This window comes from Acinetobacter sp. 24-47-64, assembly GCF_057737055.1.
This window is the reverse complement of record NZ_CM173215.1, coordinates 381,593-398,355: the sequence shown is the minus strand read 5'-3', so window position 1 is coordinate 398,355 and position 16,763 is coordinate 381,593. Positions and strand designations below refer to the sequence as shown.

Annotated in this window: 16 protein-coding genes; 9 read left to right on the top strand and 7 right to left on the bottom strand. The window is 40.3% G+C overall.

All coding sequences use genetic code 11. The annotated features are described in order from the left end of the window. Positions 1-16: 16 nt before the first annotated feature. On the bottom strand, positions 17-844 hold the full coding sequence (locus AC1M85_RS01960) for a transglutaminase-like domain-containing protein (RefSeq protein ID WP_035264213.1): 828 nt from the start codon (positions 842-844) through the stop codon (positions 17-19). A gap of 314 nt (positions 845-1,158) precedes the next feature. Here AC1M85_RS01960 and glyQ point away from each other — a divergent pair, with 314 nt between their 5' ends. The 6 genes from glyQ (at position 1,159) to AC1M85_RS01930 (ending at position 9,208) form a co-directional block, all read left to right on the top strand. After that, complete coding sequence (gene glyQ / locus AC1M85_RS01955) at positions 1,159-2,136, top strand: glycine--tRNA ligase subunit alpha (protein WP_035264216.1); 978 nt, start codon at positions 1,159-1,161, stop codon at positions 2,134-2,136. Continuing rightward, a complete protein-coding gene (gene glyS, locus AC1M85_RS01950) occupies positions 2,136-4,205 on the top strand; it encodes a glycine--tRNA ligase subunit beta (protein ID WP_488213455.1) in 2,070 nt (689 codons plus the stop codon). The genes glyQ and glyS overlap by 1 nt, the downstream gene beginning before the upstream one ends. A gap of 67 nt (positions 4,206-4,272) precedes the next feature. Further along, positions 4,273-5,220, top strand: coding sequence for a hypothetical protein (locus tag AC1M85_RS01945; protein WP_488213454.1), 948 nt, complete (start codon positions 4,273-4,275; stop codon positions 5,218-5,220). A gap of 100 nt (positions 5,221-5,320) precedes the next feature. Continuing rightward, complete coding sequence (locus AC1M85_RS01940) at positions 5,321-5,710, top strand: hypothetical protein (RefSeq protein ID WP_488213453.1); 390 nt, start codon at positions 5,321-5,323, stop codon at positions 5,708-5,710. A 473-nt stretch (positions 5,711-6,183) separates the two neighbouring features. After that, positions 6,184-8,202 (top strand): CocE/NonD family hydrolase, encoded by a 2,019-nt coding sequence (locus AC1M85_RS01935; RefSeq protein ID WP_488213452.1) that lies wholly within the window; start codon positions 6,184-6,186, stop codon positions 8,200-8,202. A gap of 373 nt (positions 8,203-8,575) precedes the next feature. Beyond that, positions 8,576-9,208, top strand: a complete 633-nt coding sequence (locus AC1M85_RS01930) for a hypothetical protein (RefSeq protein WP_488213451.1) — start codon at positions 8,576-8,578, stop codon at positions 9,206-9,208. Positions 9,209-9,318: 110 nt separating this feature from the next. On the opposite strand, the gene AC1M85_RS01925 is transcribed toward AC1M85_RS01930, so the two are convergent. The 3 genes from AC1M85_RS01925 to AC1M85_RS01915 form a co-directional block, all read right to left on the bottom strand. Then, a complete protein-coding gene (locus tag AC1M85_RS01925; protein ID WP_488213450.1) occupies positions 9,319-10,272 on the bottom strand; it encodes a 2-hydroxyacid dehydrogenase in 954 nt (317 codons plus the stop codon). Positions 10,273-10,342: 70 nt separating this feature from the next. Further along, positions 10,343-11,083 carry a TetR/AcrR family transcriptional regulator gene (locus AC1M85_RS01920; RefSeq protein WP_488213449.1) on the bottom strand — a complete coding sequence of 247 codons (741 nt, stop codon included), beginning with the start codon at positions 11,081-11,083 and terminating at the stop codon, positions 10,343-10,345. Positions 11,084-11,388: 305 nt separating this feature from the next. Beyond that, positions 11,389-12,651, bottom strand: coding sequence for a hypothetical protein (locus AC1M85_RS01915; RefSeq protein WP_488213448.1), 1,263 nt, complete (start codon positions 12,649-12,651; stop codon positions 11,389-11,391). Positions 12,652-12,772: 121 nt separating this feature from the next. Here AC1M85_RS01915 and AC1M85_RS01910 point away from each other — a divergent pair, with 121 nt between their 5' ends. Both AC1M85_RS01910 and AC1M85_RS01905 read left to right on the top strand, forming a co-directional pair. Beyond that, the gene (locus AC1M85_RS01910; RefSeq protein WP_481610060.1) at positions 12,773-13,546 is read left to right on the top strand and encodes a class I SAM-dependent methyltransferase; all 774 of its coding nucleotides are present in this window, start codon (positions 12,773-12,775) and stop codon (positions 13,544-13,546) included. A 53-nt stretch (positions 13,547-13,599) separates the two neighbouring features. Beyond that, a complete protein-coding gene (locus AC1M85_RS01905; RefSeq protein ID WP_488213447.1) occupies positions 13,600-14,175 on the top strand; it encodes a hypothetical protein in 576 nt (191 codons plus the stop codon). A 49-nt stretch (positions 14,176-14,224) separates the two neighbouring features. On the opposite strand, the gene AC1M85_RS01900 is transcribed toward AC1M85_RS01905, so the two are convergent. Next, positions 14,225-14,662 carry a protease inhibitor I42 family protein gene (locus AC1M85_RS01900; RefSeq protein WP_180028899.1) on the bottom strand — a complete coding sequence of 146 codons (438 nt, stop codon included), beginning with the start codon at positions 14,660-14,662 and terminating at the stop codon, positions 14,225-14,227. A 79-nt stretch (positions 14,663-14,741) separates the two neighbouring features. Next, entirely contained in the window at positions 14,742-15,311 is a 570-nt protein-coding gene (locus AC1M85_RS01895) for a hypothetical protein (protein ID WP_481588735.1), read from the bottom strand. 241 nt (positions 15,312-15,552) lie between these two features. On the opposite strand from AC1M85_RS01895, the gene AC1M85_RS01890 reads away from it, so the two are divergent. Continuing rightward, the gene (locus AC1M85_RS01890; protein ID WP_035264378.1) at positions 15,553-16,185 is read left to right on the top strand and encodes a class I SAM-dependent methyltransferase; all 633 of its coding nucleotides are present in this window, start codon (positions 15,553-15,555) and stop codon (positions 16,183-16,185) included. Positions 16,186-16,215: 30 nt separating this feature from the next. On the opposite strand, the gene AC1M85_RS01885 is transcribed toward AC1M85_RS01890, so the two are convergent. Beyond that, a complete protein-coding gene (locus AC1M85_RS01885; RefSeq protein ID WP_035264256.1) occupies positions 16,216-16,683 on the bottom strand; it encodes a Holliday junction resolvase-like protein in 468 nt (155 codons plus the stop codon). Positions 16,684-16,763: the final 80 nt, after the last annotated feature.

The window sequence follows — 16,763 nt, the reverse complement described above, 5'->3', positions numbered from 1 at the left end:
AATAAGATCATTCATGTCAGGTAATTTTAGCCTCAGCGCCGCTATCGCATTCAGGTTTAATCAGAGGCTCGATTTTAAGCAGCTCGACCTGACCATAATAGGTTGAGAATGCCACATCTCCGGCATCTACCCCGGTGCCAATGCGAATCAGCTCGTCGACTGGAGCTAAACGGGTCGGATCAAACTGCACCCATCCTCCTTCCAGATAGGCTTCAAAAATGGCATGAAAATCAGGTAAAAACTTTTCAATTTCCACATAACCGACTACCATGCGTGCCGGAATTCCTAAAGCACGGCACAGCGCAATGCCTAAATGGGCAAAGTCACGGCATACCCCCGCCCGGTGGATCAGTACATCCGTCGCAGTCGTAAACTGGTCAGAGCAGCCAGAGACATAAAAAATATTGTTATAAATCCACTGTTCGATGGCTTTTACACGCGTATAGCCGGGTGTCATCCAGCCAAATGAGCGTTTCGCCATTTCTAGTAATAAATCTGAATTGCAATAGCGGCTGGCCAGCAAATAAGGTAGTACTTCATCCGGCAGGTCTGGAATTTTGACTTCATTCAGGTTTTGTCTCAGATCAACAGGAATGCACGGCTGACGGGTAACTGTCGCGCTATAATTCAGTTCAAATGCCTCACAAGGCTCGAGTTGCAACCGGATATGACGGTTTTGATGCTGAGCATCCCGAAATTCATGCCATTTGACCGGCATATTCATGGTGAGCTGTTCTTCGAGAATATTCTGATCGGGATGATGGGCGACCTGAACCATAAAAATAAATTCGGTAGGTTGCACAATCTTGTATTTCAAATGACACTGAATTTGGTAAGTGGTCATGAAGTTCCTTATTATTAGGCATTATTATATTGTGTGAAGATTGAACTAATTCTAAGACCGCAATCGTATGAGATCAGTTTAACTTTATCGCGCTTCAGTGAACAGGATGCTATACATCTGATTTATTCCTGATTTTTAGATCTCACACCATTGCTGATCTAGCATAAAATTGTAGCAAAGCCGCGCAAAATCTGGCATGAATCAAGACCATTTTAATTTTTTCCAAAATATTTTCAGCGTATTAACCCTTTGCCACTCCCCTGTAAAATCCTTATAATCAAGCACAATTTTTCTCTAATTTTAAGTGGATGACCATGAGTCGCGCCATATCGCATATTGATACCTTCCAAGGCTTAATTCTTGCCTTACAAAACTACTGGGCGGAGCAAGGCTGCGTCGTGTTACAGCCTTACGACATGGAAATGGGTGCAGGTACATTCCACACTGCAACTTTCCTACGCGCATTAGGGCCTGAAACTTGGAACGCTGCATACGTTCAACCTTCACGTCGTCCGAAAGATGGTCGTTATGGTGAAAACCCAAACCGTTTGCAACATTACTACCAATTCCAAGTGGTACTTAAGCCAAACCCAGACAACATCCAACAGTTGTATCTTGACTCGCTTAAAGCGATCGGAATTGATCCGTTGGTACACGACATTCGTTTCGTAGAAGACAATTGGGAATCTCCAACGCTTGGCGCGTGGGGCTTAGGTTGGGAAGTATGGTTAAACGGCATGGAAGTGACTCAGTTCACTTACTTCCAACAAGTCGGTGGTGTTGAGTGCTACCCTGTTACTGGAGAAATCACTTACGGTTTAGAGCGTCTTGCAATGTACTTGCAAGGTGTAGACTCAGTTTACGATTTGGTTTGGACTAAAGGTCAGTTTGGTACAGTGACTTATGGTGATGTATTCCATCAAAATGAAGTTGAACAGTCGACTTATAACTTTGAATACGCACCTGTTGATAAACTGTTTGAACTCTTCGACTTCTATGAAACTGAAGCAACACGTTTAATCGAAGCAAAACTTCCACTTCCTGCGTATGAACAAGTGGTTAAAGCGTCGCATAGCTTTAACTTACTCGATGCGCGTGGTGCGATTTCTGTGACAGAACGTCAGCGTTATATCTTACGTGTACGCACATTGGCACGTTCAATTGCAAATGCTTATGTGGCTGCACGTGCGGAACTTGGTTTCCCAATGGCAGAACCAGCATTACGTGATGAAGTATTGGCACAGTTAAAGGCACAAGTTGAAGCAGAAGCAAAATCTGAGGAGAGCAAATAATGTCTAAACATACCGTTTTGTTCGAATTAGGTTGTGAAGAACTTCCACCAAAAAGCTTAAAAAAATTACGTGATGCACTGCAAGCTGAAACTGTAAAAGGCTTAAAAGATGCAGGTCTTGCATTCGACTCGATCGAAGCCTATGCAGCACCACGTCGTCTTGCCCTTAAAATCGTAAACGTTGATGGCGCGCAAGCGGACACGCAAAAACGTTTTGATGGCCCTGCGAAACAAGCAGCGTTTGATGCTGAAGGCAACCCAACGAAAGCTTTAGAAGGCTTTATGCGTGGTCAAGGCATCACGGTTGATCAAGTATCGACATTCCAAGCAGGTAAAGTTGAAAAAGTTTGCTACTTAAAAGATGTGAAAGGTCAAAGCCTAGACGTACTTTTACCGCAAGTTTTACAAGCAGCTTTAGACAACCTTCCAATCGCTAAACGTATGCGTTCTGCTGCAAGCCGTACTGAATTTGTACGTCCTGTAAAATGGGTTGTGTTGTTAAAAGACAACGACGTGATTGATGCAACAATTCAAGATCACAAAGCAGGTAACGTCACTTTCGGTCATCGTTTCCATGCGCCTGAAGCAATTACTTTAACGCACGCTGATGAATACTTAGCGAAGTTAAAAGAGGCTTACGTTGTGGCAAACTTTGAAGAGCGTCAAGCAATCATTGACGGTCAAGTCAAAGCCTTGGCTGATGAAGTGAATGCAATTGCGATTGTGCCAAGTGACCTTCGTGACGAAGTGACTGCATTGGTTGAATGGCCAGTTGCGCTTCGTGCTAGCTTTGAAGAACGTTTCCTTGCTGTTCCTCAAGAAGCACTCATCACAACAATGCAGGACAACCAAAAGTACTTCTGCTTAGTAAACAGCGACAATAAACTTCAACCATACTTCATTACTGTGTCAAACATTGAGTCGAAAGACCCGACACAAATTATTGAAGGTAACGAGAAAGTGGTTCGTCCACGTTTGTCTGATGCTGAATTTTTCTTCTTACAAGACCAAAAACAACCGCTTGCTTCTCGTAAAGAGAAATTGGCGAACATGGTCTTCCAAGCAGAATTGGGCACGCTTTGGAACAAGTCTGAACGTATTGCAAAACTCGCTGTAGCACTCGCGCCTATCACTGGTGCAAAAGCGGAAGACGCTGAAAAAGCTGCACTTCTTGCAAAATGTGACTTAACCTCTGAACTCGTGGGTGAATTCCCTGAACTTCAAGGGATTGCAGGCACTTACTACGCACGTCTTGAAGGCGCAAATGATGAAGTGGCTGAGTCTTTAGGTGAGCAGTATTTACCTAAATTTGCAGGTGACGTTTTACCGAAAACCAAAACAGGTACAACGATTGCCCTTGCTGACCGTTTAGATACGCTCACAGGTATTTTTGGTATTGGTCAAGCACCGACAGGTTCTAAAGACCCGTTTGCACTGCGTCGTTCTGCAATTGGTATTTTACGTTTAGTGACTGAAAATGAGCTTGATGTATCGATTGAAGATTTGATCAAACTTGCACTTGCTGCTTATGGCGATGTATTGAAAGATCATGACAAGACTTTAAATGATGCTGTTGCATTCCTTGAAGGCCGTTACCGTGCGAAATACGAAGACCAAGGCGTTGCTGTAGATGTGATTCAAGCGGTTCAAGCGTTGTCTCCAAAATCACCACTTGATTTTGACAAGCGTGTAAATGCAGTAAATCACTTCCGTGCATTGCCTGAAGCTGCTGCGCTTGCTGCTGCCAACAAACGTGTTGCCAACATTCTTGCAAAAGAAGCTGCACCTGAAGGTCAAGTGATTGAAGCGAACTTGGTTGAAGATGCTGAAAAAGCATTGTTCGCTGAACTTGCAAAAATCACGCCTGTGGTTGAGCCGTTGTTTGCTGCGAAAGACTACACTGCTGCGTTGTCTGCACTTGCTGCACTTCGTGCGCCAGTGGATGCGTTCTTTGACGGTGTAATGGTCATGGCTGATGATGCTGAATTAAAAGCGAACCGTTTACGTATGCTTGCACAGCTTCGTGACTTGTTTACGAAAGTGGCTGATATTTCGGTGTTACAGCATTAATCGTTACAGATTGTAATTGATTTAAAAAACCGCTATCTTGATAGCGGTTTTTTTCCACTAAAATTAGATGAATTCATCCTTAAAAAATCAAATTTTTACATATTCTGCAATATGCGTTATACCTAGTTCAATTATTGCAATTTGTAACTACTATCCTGTATTTCTAACTGAAGACTCTATACTTTATTTGCATGCTACCTCTGCACAAGTTGTATCTGCATTAGTTGCATTAAGCCTCGTTTCATATAGTTTTTTGAATACAGAATTAAATCAAAAGCAAGAACGTGATCCAACACTAGAAGAAGCCATTTCAAGAACAAAGAATTATGCTTTCATAGATTTAACATTAACATTATTCATAGGAGTTTTTTCAGTAGGATCAAGCTTACTAGTGATTAGTAGCTTTAAATATCCTGCTTTTCAAGATTTTTTTATGTCTATGAGCTTTAGTTCTTTAGTTCTCTTTGCCTATGCCTTATTAAAGTTTATACATAGATCATTTTTACCAGAGTCTGTACAAAAGAATAATGAAGAAGTTTTTGAAGATAGTAAAAATAACTTAAATGATTTAATTTCTGAGATACCATCACATACTAGCCAGAAAAAAAACATATCAAAACATGTTCCAGCAACTTCACAAACTGTTAATACTACAGGATCTGATTCCAACGTATTTGGTGAGATAAAATCTACTACCCCTCACACTACTCTTCAATCTTCTCTCGGAGAGTTTTTTATTAAATTTTCTGAGTTTGAAAATCAAATACGGGATTTTCACTCTAAGTATACAGGCACACCTTCTAGCAAAATGTCTTTAGCAAAAATCATTAATCAATTAATTAATCTACAACTTATCCCAGACCCTTACACGAAAGAACTCATCTATCTTATTCGAATTCGAAACTCGCTAGCTCACTCTAGCCACAATACAACATTAGATAGTAAGGATATACAAAATTGGGTTAAATTTATAACAGACATGCAAGCTAAGATATTCAACAAACATGAAAATTAACAAACTGCTAATGTATTTTTTATCTATACCCTTTGACTATAGTTAATTTTTATTCTATTTCCTATACTCACTCTAACAACACTCATCAAGAAAGAAGTTTATGGAAATCCAAAGATCAATACTAATCTCTCTTACTGCTTTTTTTGTTAGCGCTTGTACAACTACACCATCCAACCTCAATACCCCTCGCATTCTAGAACAACACAAAAACATTGCTGTTGAACCTGAAACTCAACACAATATTGCTCGCCTCATTAAACAAAAAGACAACTGCCTCATTGAATTTACAGGCAACTTTGAGACAGGCAAAGCTACTGAATACTGGTTCTTCCAAGGGGAAAAACTGATTTCAGCACATTCAAATTTAGATGCAGATGTCGAAAACAAACAGACCGTATTTGATATTCAAGATTCAACTAAAAAAGCCAATTTCAACGCGCTAAAAAACCACTTTAAAGCGCAAAATCTTCAACAGTGTGAACATTTCTAAGACGCTAAAAACCATTCATCTGATCACTCATAAACTACGACAGCACAATTGGCTAAAACCAATTGTGCTTTTTTAATTGGAATGAAGCTACTTCATGATTTCTTAATCACAGTACCTAATTGGCATAAATGCTCACAATTTATAATTTTCTTTAGAAATCAGATAGAAGAAATATCTTCTAAATTACGATTAATTTATATACAGTTGTATTTTTTAAACTGACCCAATCAATTTTTTTTATATTAAAAATAAAATACTTAATCAAAACATCATTGCCAATCCGACAAACAGCAAGACCCCAACTTGTTAGTTAAACTAAACAGTGATACAACATCAAAGCCTAATCTGAATTATCTTTTTTGATCAGATTAGGAGACATAAAAATAAAATGAATGGAACGATTTTGCTTTATGCATATTTCATTCTTCACTCAAGCACGACTACAAAAATGAAAAACAAAAAGGAATTATGTAATGAAATTGCTAAATTCTTTCTATGCTGCTGTTGGCATCGGTGTCACGATACTTGCGACCACCATTGGCATAGCAAATAAAACAATTAATCCAACACCAAATGTGACACCAGACTTAAGCTATTTAAGTCCTCAACCCGACCCAGTGACCTCCCCAGATGTCACCCTCCCAGGTACTCCCGTTGCATTAAAAAACACCCGACTCGGAACTAGACAATCTCCGAGTCAACCTCAAGTCCCATCACTTTCCAATGCCAATGCTCAATGGCAATTGTATGATCGACCTGCTGAATATCCTAAGTCGGTGACCTTGCCAGCACAGTGGATTACCATGCGTGATGGAACGCGAATCGCCACTTATGTCACGCTCCCTGCGGATGAGTCAGGTCGTCCTATCAATGCAAAATTCCCTGTGATTGTTATTCAAACGGCCTATAGCGCAGGGGTTGCAGGTAAGGTTTCAGCAATAGCAGGTGGTGCAGACCCTGAAATGGTGAAACGTGGCTATGCAACAGTCGTTGCAGATGTTCGTGGAACAGGTAACTCTACAGGTAAGTGGGAAGCTTTTGGCAAAGTCGAACAACAAGATGCTTATGAAATTATTGACTGGTCAAGTAAACAAAGCTTCTCTGATGGAAATGTCGGCTTATATGGCGTTTCTTATTTAGGAATCACGGCGATGCTGGGTGCAGCGACACAACATCCAGCGATCAAGGCAGCGTTCCCAATCGTACCTATGGGTGATGCGTACCGTGATATTCTTTTCAATGGCGGACAGCTAAATACTAACTTCATTCCACTTTGGATGAGTTTGATTACACTGTTGGGTACTTTACCGATTGATACCTTGGTGCAAGACCCGATTACTGGAAAACTGACCGCACTCGATAAAATTATTAACAGTACAGAATTCCAAATACCGCTTTTTGCCAATGCTCTAAAAGGCAAAGCTGATGCATTTGATAATGAATTTTGGCAAGAAAGATCGCTGTTAGAACAAGCCAATAATATTAAAGTTCCGACTTTTATTGTCGGGGGAACACGTGATTTGTTCCAACGCAGTGAACCGCTTTGGCATGAAGCATTAAAAGGTCATACCACAGTAAAAACCTTTATTGGACCTTGGGCACACATTCAAGCCGCACAACTTTTCCCAAGTTTGCCTAAAGGTAATGTACCGCGTTTAGACAAAATGCAACTTCAATGGTTTGATCAATATTTAAAAGGTATCAACACTGGCGCTGAAACTCTACCTAACGTCACACAATGGGTACATGGTTATGAAGATTATGTCGTCAGTACGGATTGGCCGCATGTAGCATTAGAACCAGATCGTTTATTCTTAAATACACGTGGAAATCTTGCAAAAGATCGACCAACGTCAAGCTCTGGTGAAAACTACTTATTACAAGCCCCAACTTTCGGTTTATGCTCAAGTACTGTTGAACAAGTTCTCATAGGTGCAACGTCTATCCTACCTTTCCCATGTCTGGAAAATAGCAACTTAGCGAATATTCCTGCTTCGGTCTTTAACTCAGTACCTTTAACTGAAGACTATTATTTAAATGGGCCGATGCAAGCTGACTTGTGGATTTCATCCAGCTCTAAAGACAGTGGTTTAGTCGTACGTGTATCCGATGTGGACCCGAGAACGGGCAATGCTAAAACATTAAGCACGGGTATTATCACAGCATCCATGCGTAAAGTTGACGAATCACGTTCTCGTTATATCAAAGGACAAATGATTCAACCTTGGCATACATTTAAAGCATCGGATATTCAACCTTTAGACAAAAACAAGCCAGTCTTGGTCAATGTTGAGATTCCAGCAACTGCTGCGCTTATTCCTAAAGGACATCGTATTCAAATTTCGGTGGTTTCCAGTGATGTATGGAAAGGCGTTGCCCCATTACCAAGTTTAACTTCATCGCTTTTGGGATCGATTTCGATCTATTCGAATTCACAATACCCATCAAGCGTGGTTTTACCAAAAGTCCCGACTCAATATCTGAAGCATTAATTTTTAGATTTCTTATAAACAGCGTCTGAGCATGAATCCATGCTCAGACTTTTTTATGTTGAATACATTGGTTTGATCAACACCTGTCTTAGAATCGGAGGATAAACTTTACTTTTAATTTTATTGTCCACGATCGAATGCACACAATGTAGTGTTGTATCCTAAAAGCCTTTAAGCGATGCAAGATGAATAAAAATTGTAGCGTTAATCATTAAAACTGCCGAAGCACAACGTTACAGATACATTTCAACATTGAAACAGCCCCATCGCTCATGTAGTTTGCTTGGAAACTGATAAAAAATTCAAAAGTTTTGTACAGATGAGGCGATTGAGTCACAGCGCCACCCATACAGAACCGAGAAGAGGATCCTTCATGAACATAATGAAAACGATGCTGGTAAGTTGTATTACGCTATACTCAGCAACTACATTTGCTCAAGACTCTACTTTAACGGGCAACAATCCTGCTTACGGTGACAATCCAAATTTAGCCAAAGTACTTGCAGTCAAAGCACAAGAGACTTTGCAAAATACAGCCAACACCGTTGATGATGCGACCAAGCGTGGTATTGCTAAAATCAAACCATCCGTCGATTCAGCTTGGCAAAACACCAAAGAATTCACCAATGAAAAAGCGGTTGCATTACGTGACGGTGCTCGTCAAGGCGTAGATACAACTGTCAAATCTGTGCAGCATGCTAAACAGAACCTCGTCGGTGCAGGTGGTGTTCCCATCGAAAGAGGCAGTTTGAGTCAACCCAACCCAACGACAGCACCTGCTGTCATAGCCTCCCCTGCTCCAACTACTGCATCGGTCGCTTTACCCGTTCAAGAAAATTCAGTCAACCTTGAAACTGCGCAATCAGCCAACACCACGCTAGCAAGTCTAAATCAAGCACCTGAAGCAGAACCGACCATTCAGCGTCAAAGTGTTGCTTTACCTAATAGTGGAGCTACCACCTCTAGTCCAGCTGTAGATGACAGTGATGCAGGTGTCCCACGTTAACCCATGTCGTTTTATTCAAACCTAAGTGGAGTTTATTTATTAGGTTGAGTTTATTTATATCTCTTCAATAAAAAAGGTGCTTCTCACAGCACCTTTTTTATTGCTTAACTTCAGTTGACGTGACGGATCGGTTGACCCGCTTTAAATGCAGCTGCGTTTTCCTGTACTTGTTGCACAATGCGTTGACGTGCTTCAACGCTTCCCCATGCACTGTGTGGTGTAATAATGAGATTAGGGATATCCGAATTCAATAACACATTGCCTTGCTGAGGCGGTTCTATACTCAATACATCAGTCGCTGCCCCTGCGATTCTCCGATTGATTAGTGCTTCCGCCAATGCTTGTTCATTCACAATGCCACCACGGGCACAATTAATTAAATATGCACTTTCTTTCATTAGACTGAATGCTTCTGCATCAATTAAGTCGCGTGTTGTTTCAGTTAATGGACAATGTAAGCTAATAAAGTCTGATTGACGCAGCAAGCTTTCTAAACTGACACGATCAGCGGCTGCAGGTCGTCCTGGTAAATGAGCCACAATCACCTTCATACCAAAGGCTTCAGCCAATTTCGCTACTGCTTGACCAAGTTCACCATAGCCCAAAATCCCTAAGGTCTTACCATTCAATTCAGCAATGGGGAAATCTAATAAACAGAATTGTGATGCTTTATTCCATTCACCCGCACGAACTGCACGATCATATTGAATAAAAGACGTTGCCAAGTTGAGCATCAACATCATGGTATGTTGAGCTACAGCGGCAGTACCATATGCCTGACAGTTACATACCACAATGCTTTGAGCTTTTGCTTGGATTAAATCGACATTATTGGTGCCTGTGGCCGAAATTAAAATTAATTTAAGCTGCGGTCGTTTTTGCATCATGTCTGCCGTAATCACCACTTTATTGGTCACCACCACATCTACATCCGCAATGCGTTCAAGCACTTGATCTGGATCAGTGCGCTCAAAGAATGTTACCTCATCAAAGACTTGATACCACCCCGAAAAATCTAAATCATTCTGATCGAGAGAGAATTGATCCAAAAAAACAGCTTTCACGTTGAACCTCAGCAATATTTATCTGCATTTCGACTGCAAGATTTTCATGATAATTCAACTGATTGTAAGCTTAATTGTAAGTCAACAATAGTTGATTTGACTGGTTTTTTGTCTCAGATTGCGTCGTTGCTGCACGCTGTGCTTTTAGGGAAAATTGATCTTCTTTTAGTGCATTTAAATATGCAGTCGCCAAACGATACGCCTCTTCACAAATACGTTCAGAAATCCGATCTTCTGTGTAATAACCATGTTTCATACAAGTAAAGATCATTTCAATAATGATCAACATACTGTCAGGTTGTTGCGGTAAATAATCATCTACCCGAATTGCTTTAAGTGCATCTCTTAAATCTTGACTGAACTGTTTGAGTTCCATTTGATGACGTAAATACACTTGTCGGTTCAGTGGACCTGACAATATTAATAATCGTGCCACAGCAGATTCATTATAAAACTTGGCAGTGGTTTCAATCACAGCTGCAGCCACCATTCGACCATAAGCCGCCATACTTTCGTGCGGATGTTCGCGTATGACGTTTAAACCAGCTTCCTTGAGCAAGCTTACTAGTTTCTGCAAATGCAACTGTGCCATATGATGCAACAGATCATATTTTGTCGGAAAGAACTGATAAATACTCGCTCTTGGAATGTTTGAAGCATTGGCAATTTCAGGAATTGAAATTGACTCTAAGCCCATTTTAACTAAAAGTTTTTCAGCAGTTTGAATCACCTGCATAACACGGCGATGTGTACGCGATTGTTTTGGAGGATTCATTCCTGTTTCAGTTTTTACAATTTTCTTTTTATTCATCTGTCCCACCTAAATTCCATTTATATGGGTTTTTTGTGCTCAAGTAGACACGTCAAAGATGCATGAATATTCCGATATTCATAAATACATCATCATTTGAATCATTCAAATTCGTTATATATTGCCTGATCTTAACAATGAAACAGAGTCATTCCATCGCTTTCGTTACAAAATAAACACGGGTAAATTTTAAACAATATCGCTTTTTACGACAGATTGAGACCTATCACACACTCTATATTTTTTTACTTAAAGATAAAAAAAGCGCCGAAGCGCTTTGATCAATAACTATGAAAAATTCAGCCTTACTCCACTGAAAATTTTTCTGCTTCACCAACAGTGTCTGATTCAAAAATACAGTTTCCTAACTCATCGCAGTGCATATAGAGATGCTTATAACTGATGCTAAAGAAACCTTCGCCCTTTTTCACAATCAAAGGGCTCATATCCGCACTGAGCGCATCATCCATTTTGATCAATTTGGTGACACGGCGATCATTCATACAAATGAGATAGTGCTGTTTTTTAATTTCAATCTGGGCCAATCCAGTACTTTCCACATGTAATGGAATAATATATTTACCATTAATATCAATCACATGTTGTTCATAGCTTTCTAGTTTTTGGGTGATCACGTTAAAGACCAACACTTTGCCAAAGCTGTCATGAAGTTGTGTTTTATTTTCAAACGGCAAATGAATCGAAATACCTAGCTTTTGTAGATCTTGTTCATCTACTCGTTTGTTGGTCAGTAAAATACGGGTAATCGTCTGTTTAAGACTGGCATCAAAAAAGCTACTGTCTAGTTGTAGATCGATGGTTTTTAAAATATTACCTAATGCTTCATTGTGGGTGCCAAGCAGATGTGCGATCACGCTTCGATAGTAAAATTTACTGTTCTTTTTAACTGCTCGAATCTGGCGATAAAAGTAAGTTGCATCAAATTCATGTTCAATAAAATCATGCAATAACGCAGAATTTGCTAATACAGCAACCGCATCATGACCCGTATAAGGTAAATGAAGTGTATTGAGTTGAGGAATAAGTGGCTTAATCTTTTCATAGTGCTCGCGATCCAGATCAAAGTAAGGATCATAAACCACGATATATTCTGCATCGCACGCAATATCTGTCGCGGCAATTTGCATGTCAGCATTGACCTTAGGATCGTAAAAATCAGTATAACGGCGGTCTTCAATTTCAGCAGGATTAATTGAATATTGCGGCACCATTGAAACCACACGTGCTGCGCCCAATAACTTACTGTACTTAATCGCTGCGTAGCCGCCCATAGAACCACCATAAGCCACGACACGCTGAAATTGATTCAACAAAGGCAATATTTGCTCGATTAAAGCGTGCATGCTCTGTGATGGGAACCATGACTTTTGTTTTGGCATGATACCTATGACATTGTAGTCATATTTGGCTAAGGATTTTTCAGCATTAATGGCATTGCCTTTGGCACGACTGATCAAGTCACCAAAAGAGAGAACCAATGTTTCTGTTGTTCCTTTTAAATAAATTGCTCTGATGTGTTCGTCTTCAAATACTATTTGCTTATCCATTGCAATTCCGAAAAAGGGTTCTCATCATTTGGTTTGCAAAATGAATCAATCGTTCACTTGCTTACATCACATTGTCGGTGTCATATTTTATAGATACTGTTCAGATTAAAAAGCGCAAAATATGACACATTCACTTCATCCTGCTGCTGAAAATGGGTTTAGTTCTGCGGCTGAACTTTATCAACAAGTCCGACCAAATTATCCACAGGCTATCGTCACGTGGTTGAAAGATGAGTTGAATCTTCATCCTGATGCAGTTGCGATTGACTTAGGTTCGGGGACAGGAAAATTCCTGCACTATCTAAAACAAGTCACCTCGAACATAATCGCCGTTGAACCGATTCCAGCAATGCTCGAACAATTGAAAATAGTACATCCTGAGGTGAAGACACTACAAGCATCAAGCCATCAAATTGCGCAATCAACGCATAGTGTTGATGCTATTTTATGCGCACAGTCATTTCATTGGTTTGCTGAACGCCAAACATTGCAAGAAATGCATCGCCTTCTTAAACCTCAAGGACATTTAGGTCTAGTCTGGAACCAACGAGATATCTCAGTGGATTGGGTCAAAGCATTGGCAGATTACATCGCACCTTTTGAGTCCGATACGCCACGCTTTCATAGCAACCAATGGCAAAATGTATTTCAGCAGCAAGAATTATTTGAATTCCAAAGTTTAAGCACCTTCACTCAGCATCAAGTCGGCAGTGTTGAACAGGTCATCAGCAAACGACTCTTATCTACCAGTTTTATTGCGGCAATGTCAGCGGCAGACCAAGCAAAAATGAAGACAGCATTTGAATCGATCGTATTTGAACATACGGGACTCATGCTCCATGATGAAGTTTCCTTTCCTTATATCACTTATGCCTATCACTATCGTGCGCGATAAACTAAACTTAATCTCGATCATTCATTAAAAAAACCAACAGAGGATTGACTCTCATGACGGCAAATCTTCACCCTATTCGACTTTCGATATTTGCACTCTGCTTGAGTATGCCTTTCATGCTCATTGGATGCCAAAAAACAGAACAAAACCCTCAGACCGAACAAAAAGAATCCGTTGATCCATCTGTTGAATTGAAAACACAAATTGAAGCACAGCCGATCAAATCGTTTGAATCCACTCCAAATGACGCACATGACGTTGCTTTGCTGAATCAATATGATCAAAGTTTTGAGCAATTAAGTGATGAGCTAGACGCAGAACTTCAGCAATTAAAAGCAGATGGCAATTTAAATGCGGATATGGAGTTTCAGCGTAAACGAGATCTCATTCAGTCCTCCCTCAATATGTTGAAAGACTTAGATCTTAAGACGGAACAAGGTAGATATATTCAAGGCTTATTTTATCAATACTGGGAAAATCAGATTGAGGTCTATCAAGAGCTCGAACAGTCTCCCGAAGATGAGCTTCGAAATCCTAAAGATGCAATTCGAAATATGAGTGATTATTATACTGCGAAAGCCCAACTCCAACATTGGAGTCAAAATACTAGTGTCACGAAAGAACAATAGCGTACATAGTAAAAGTACAGCACAATTTTAGAAACAGTCTTCTGCCTGCTTAAGAAATACGTACTCGACATTGCCACGATGTTGGGGCATCTGTTTGAGTACGGTCTTGAGCAACTTCCCAAGGTCGCACATACGCCAATTCAATGAGTTCCTGACCAGGCTTTAGCGCAGTCAGCTTCACTGTCTTTTCACCTCCAACGCCTACCATCGCTTTTGATTTTTCAGTCGCCAAATATTGTTCTTCAACTTTAAAGAGATGAAGCGGTTGCATAATTTGCCATTGATAACCCGTACTTGGATTTTCTGCTGCATTAAATTCTAAGGTTTCACCCACTTTCATCACCAATAGTGCAGGACAATTTTGCTGATCAGTATAGTGATGGGACTCCGCTTGCACTTCAGAGACTGGATTTTGACATGCGGCAAGACTACTCCCGAGTACGCCAATACATAAACTTATCCATAAGGATGTCTTGCCAACGCTCATGATCCACACTCTCTCATTTCTCTAATGATGAAGACTTTTAGCTGAAAGTCATTTCAAACTCATCAATCTCAAATCCTGTTTAAATATTTCGCTTTTCTAACCATTCAATCGATTCGACGCGAATTAATTTGCATGCACCATCACCGATACCATTCCAATCCAAAGCTGACTTCCACACCAAATCTTTGGCATTGATTTGCACCAATTCCCCTTCTAGGCGCACCAGATCACCACGTTGAACTTTCTTAATCTCTTTCGCAATTTCTGGATTAGCCGGGATAATGTGCATGTTACTCACCAACTGTGTTGCTAAGCGTGGGTGAATCGGTGGTTTTGCCATTTTCCAATTTAAATAGCGGTCATACTGATTAATCGAAATTTGTCGTGCAATTTCAGGTTCTGTGAAAATACCGCGGGTCACTGCATAGTCGATGGGTGAAAATTGGGCTTGCGGATCATCGGTATATTCTTTTGAACCAAGAATACGAAATTCCCCTTCAAAGGGTTCCAATACTGAAATCTTTTGATCTGACGAAGCTGGCGGCAAACCATTGGCAATATTAAAGTCGCTCGACTTCACACTGGCAGAGCTATAAGCCGAAACACCACCAAGGGTGATACATAATGCGAGAACTAACTTTTTCAACAGACATCCATCCTTCTTGCTAAGTATCAAAAACAACTCAACCGCAGCACATACATCTACTATGGACAACATCCGACTGAATTGTATTTAACCTAAATCTATATGATCTATCTTAGAACTTCATTCTGAAAAGGAAATTGATGAACAGTAACAATCTATCGTGATTTAGTCACAATTTTGTCTACTGTTAAAAGTGTAATCAACGTGTAAAATAATCGAATAATGGAAGATGTTAAGAACAAAAATGATCTATAAATTTTATCAGCAACGAGTATTCCCTCATATTCTGAATCAAGTCATGCAGTTACCAAGTATGATGGACAGCAGACGCCGTCTTCTGCTTCCGATTCAAGGTGAGGTATTAGAAATTGGTTTTGGTACAGGAATTAACCTGCCATTTTATCAAGCTGTGGACAGTCTCTATGCGCTTGAACCGAGTCTAGATGTATACAAATTAGCTGAACAACGTATTCAAGATGCACCGTTCCATGTGGAACATGTTCATGCTAAAGCGGAAAATTTACCTTTTGAAGATCAATCTATTCAACATGTCGTCAGCACATGGACATTGTGTAGTGTGAGTCATGTTCAACAAGTTCTACATGAAATTAAACGTGTATTACGCATCGGTGGCACTTTGCATTTGGTTGAACATGTCGCTTACGATGCACAACAGCAAAAGAGTTTAAAGCGTCTTCAAGATCTTTTAACGCCAGTACAGAAAGTGATTGCTGATGGTTGTCATTTGAACAGAAATATCGAGCAAGCACTGCTTGATGCTGGCTTTGAGATTTCTGAACTCGATTATTTCGAAGCAGAAGAAGTGCCCAAAGTAGGTCGTCGCATGATGCTTGCTCGCGCGACTAAAACCAACTGACCACTTCACATAGTGGATTATTGATCCAAGCTAGTCTTGAAAGTCGATACGTATCGTCTCAAAACGCACACGCCCTTCGGCAATTGCATTCGCAATTGCCGTCTGACCTTTGGTGAGCCGTGCTCCACCACTTTTAATATCAATCAATACAACTTCAATATCTTCTGCCGCGCCATCACCATCACGGAAATCTGTATATCCATCAAATACCACATAGTCGACAGGATCACCTAAGAATTTAGCATCACTGGGTAAATATTGAAATTCTGGCATAATCGGTGCTAATTGTTCAGCCATTTTACCTTTCAGTACCGCACGACTGGTATTTACACTGCGTTTTTGAGCAGCAGCTAATGCGTGTTGATGCTCAAGTTCAAGCTCTGCAATATATTGTTCATATTCTGCTTTGATACGGCCATTGCGGGTTGAGCTCAACATCATTGTGGTGATTACCACGCCAATACAGGCGCCTATTAACATTGCCATCCAAATGGACATTGACGTTCTCTATGACTTGTTATGCGGACAATTTAAACAAGAACTAAACTTTTGTCATGTATGCGCGTTTTGGCTGATTT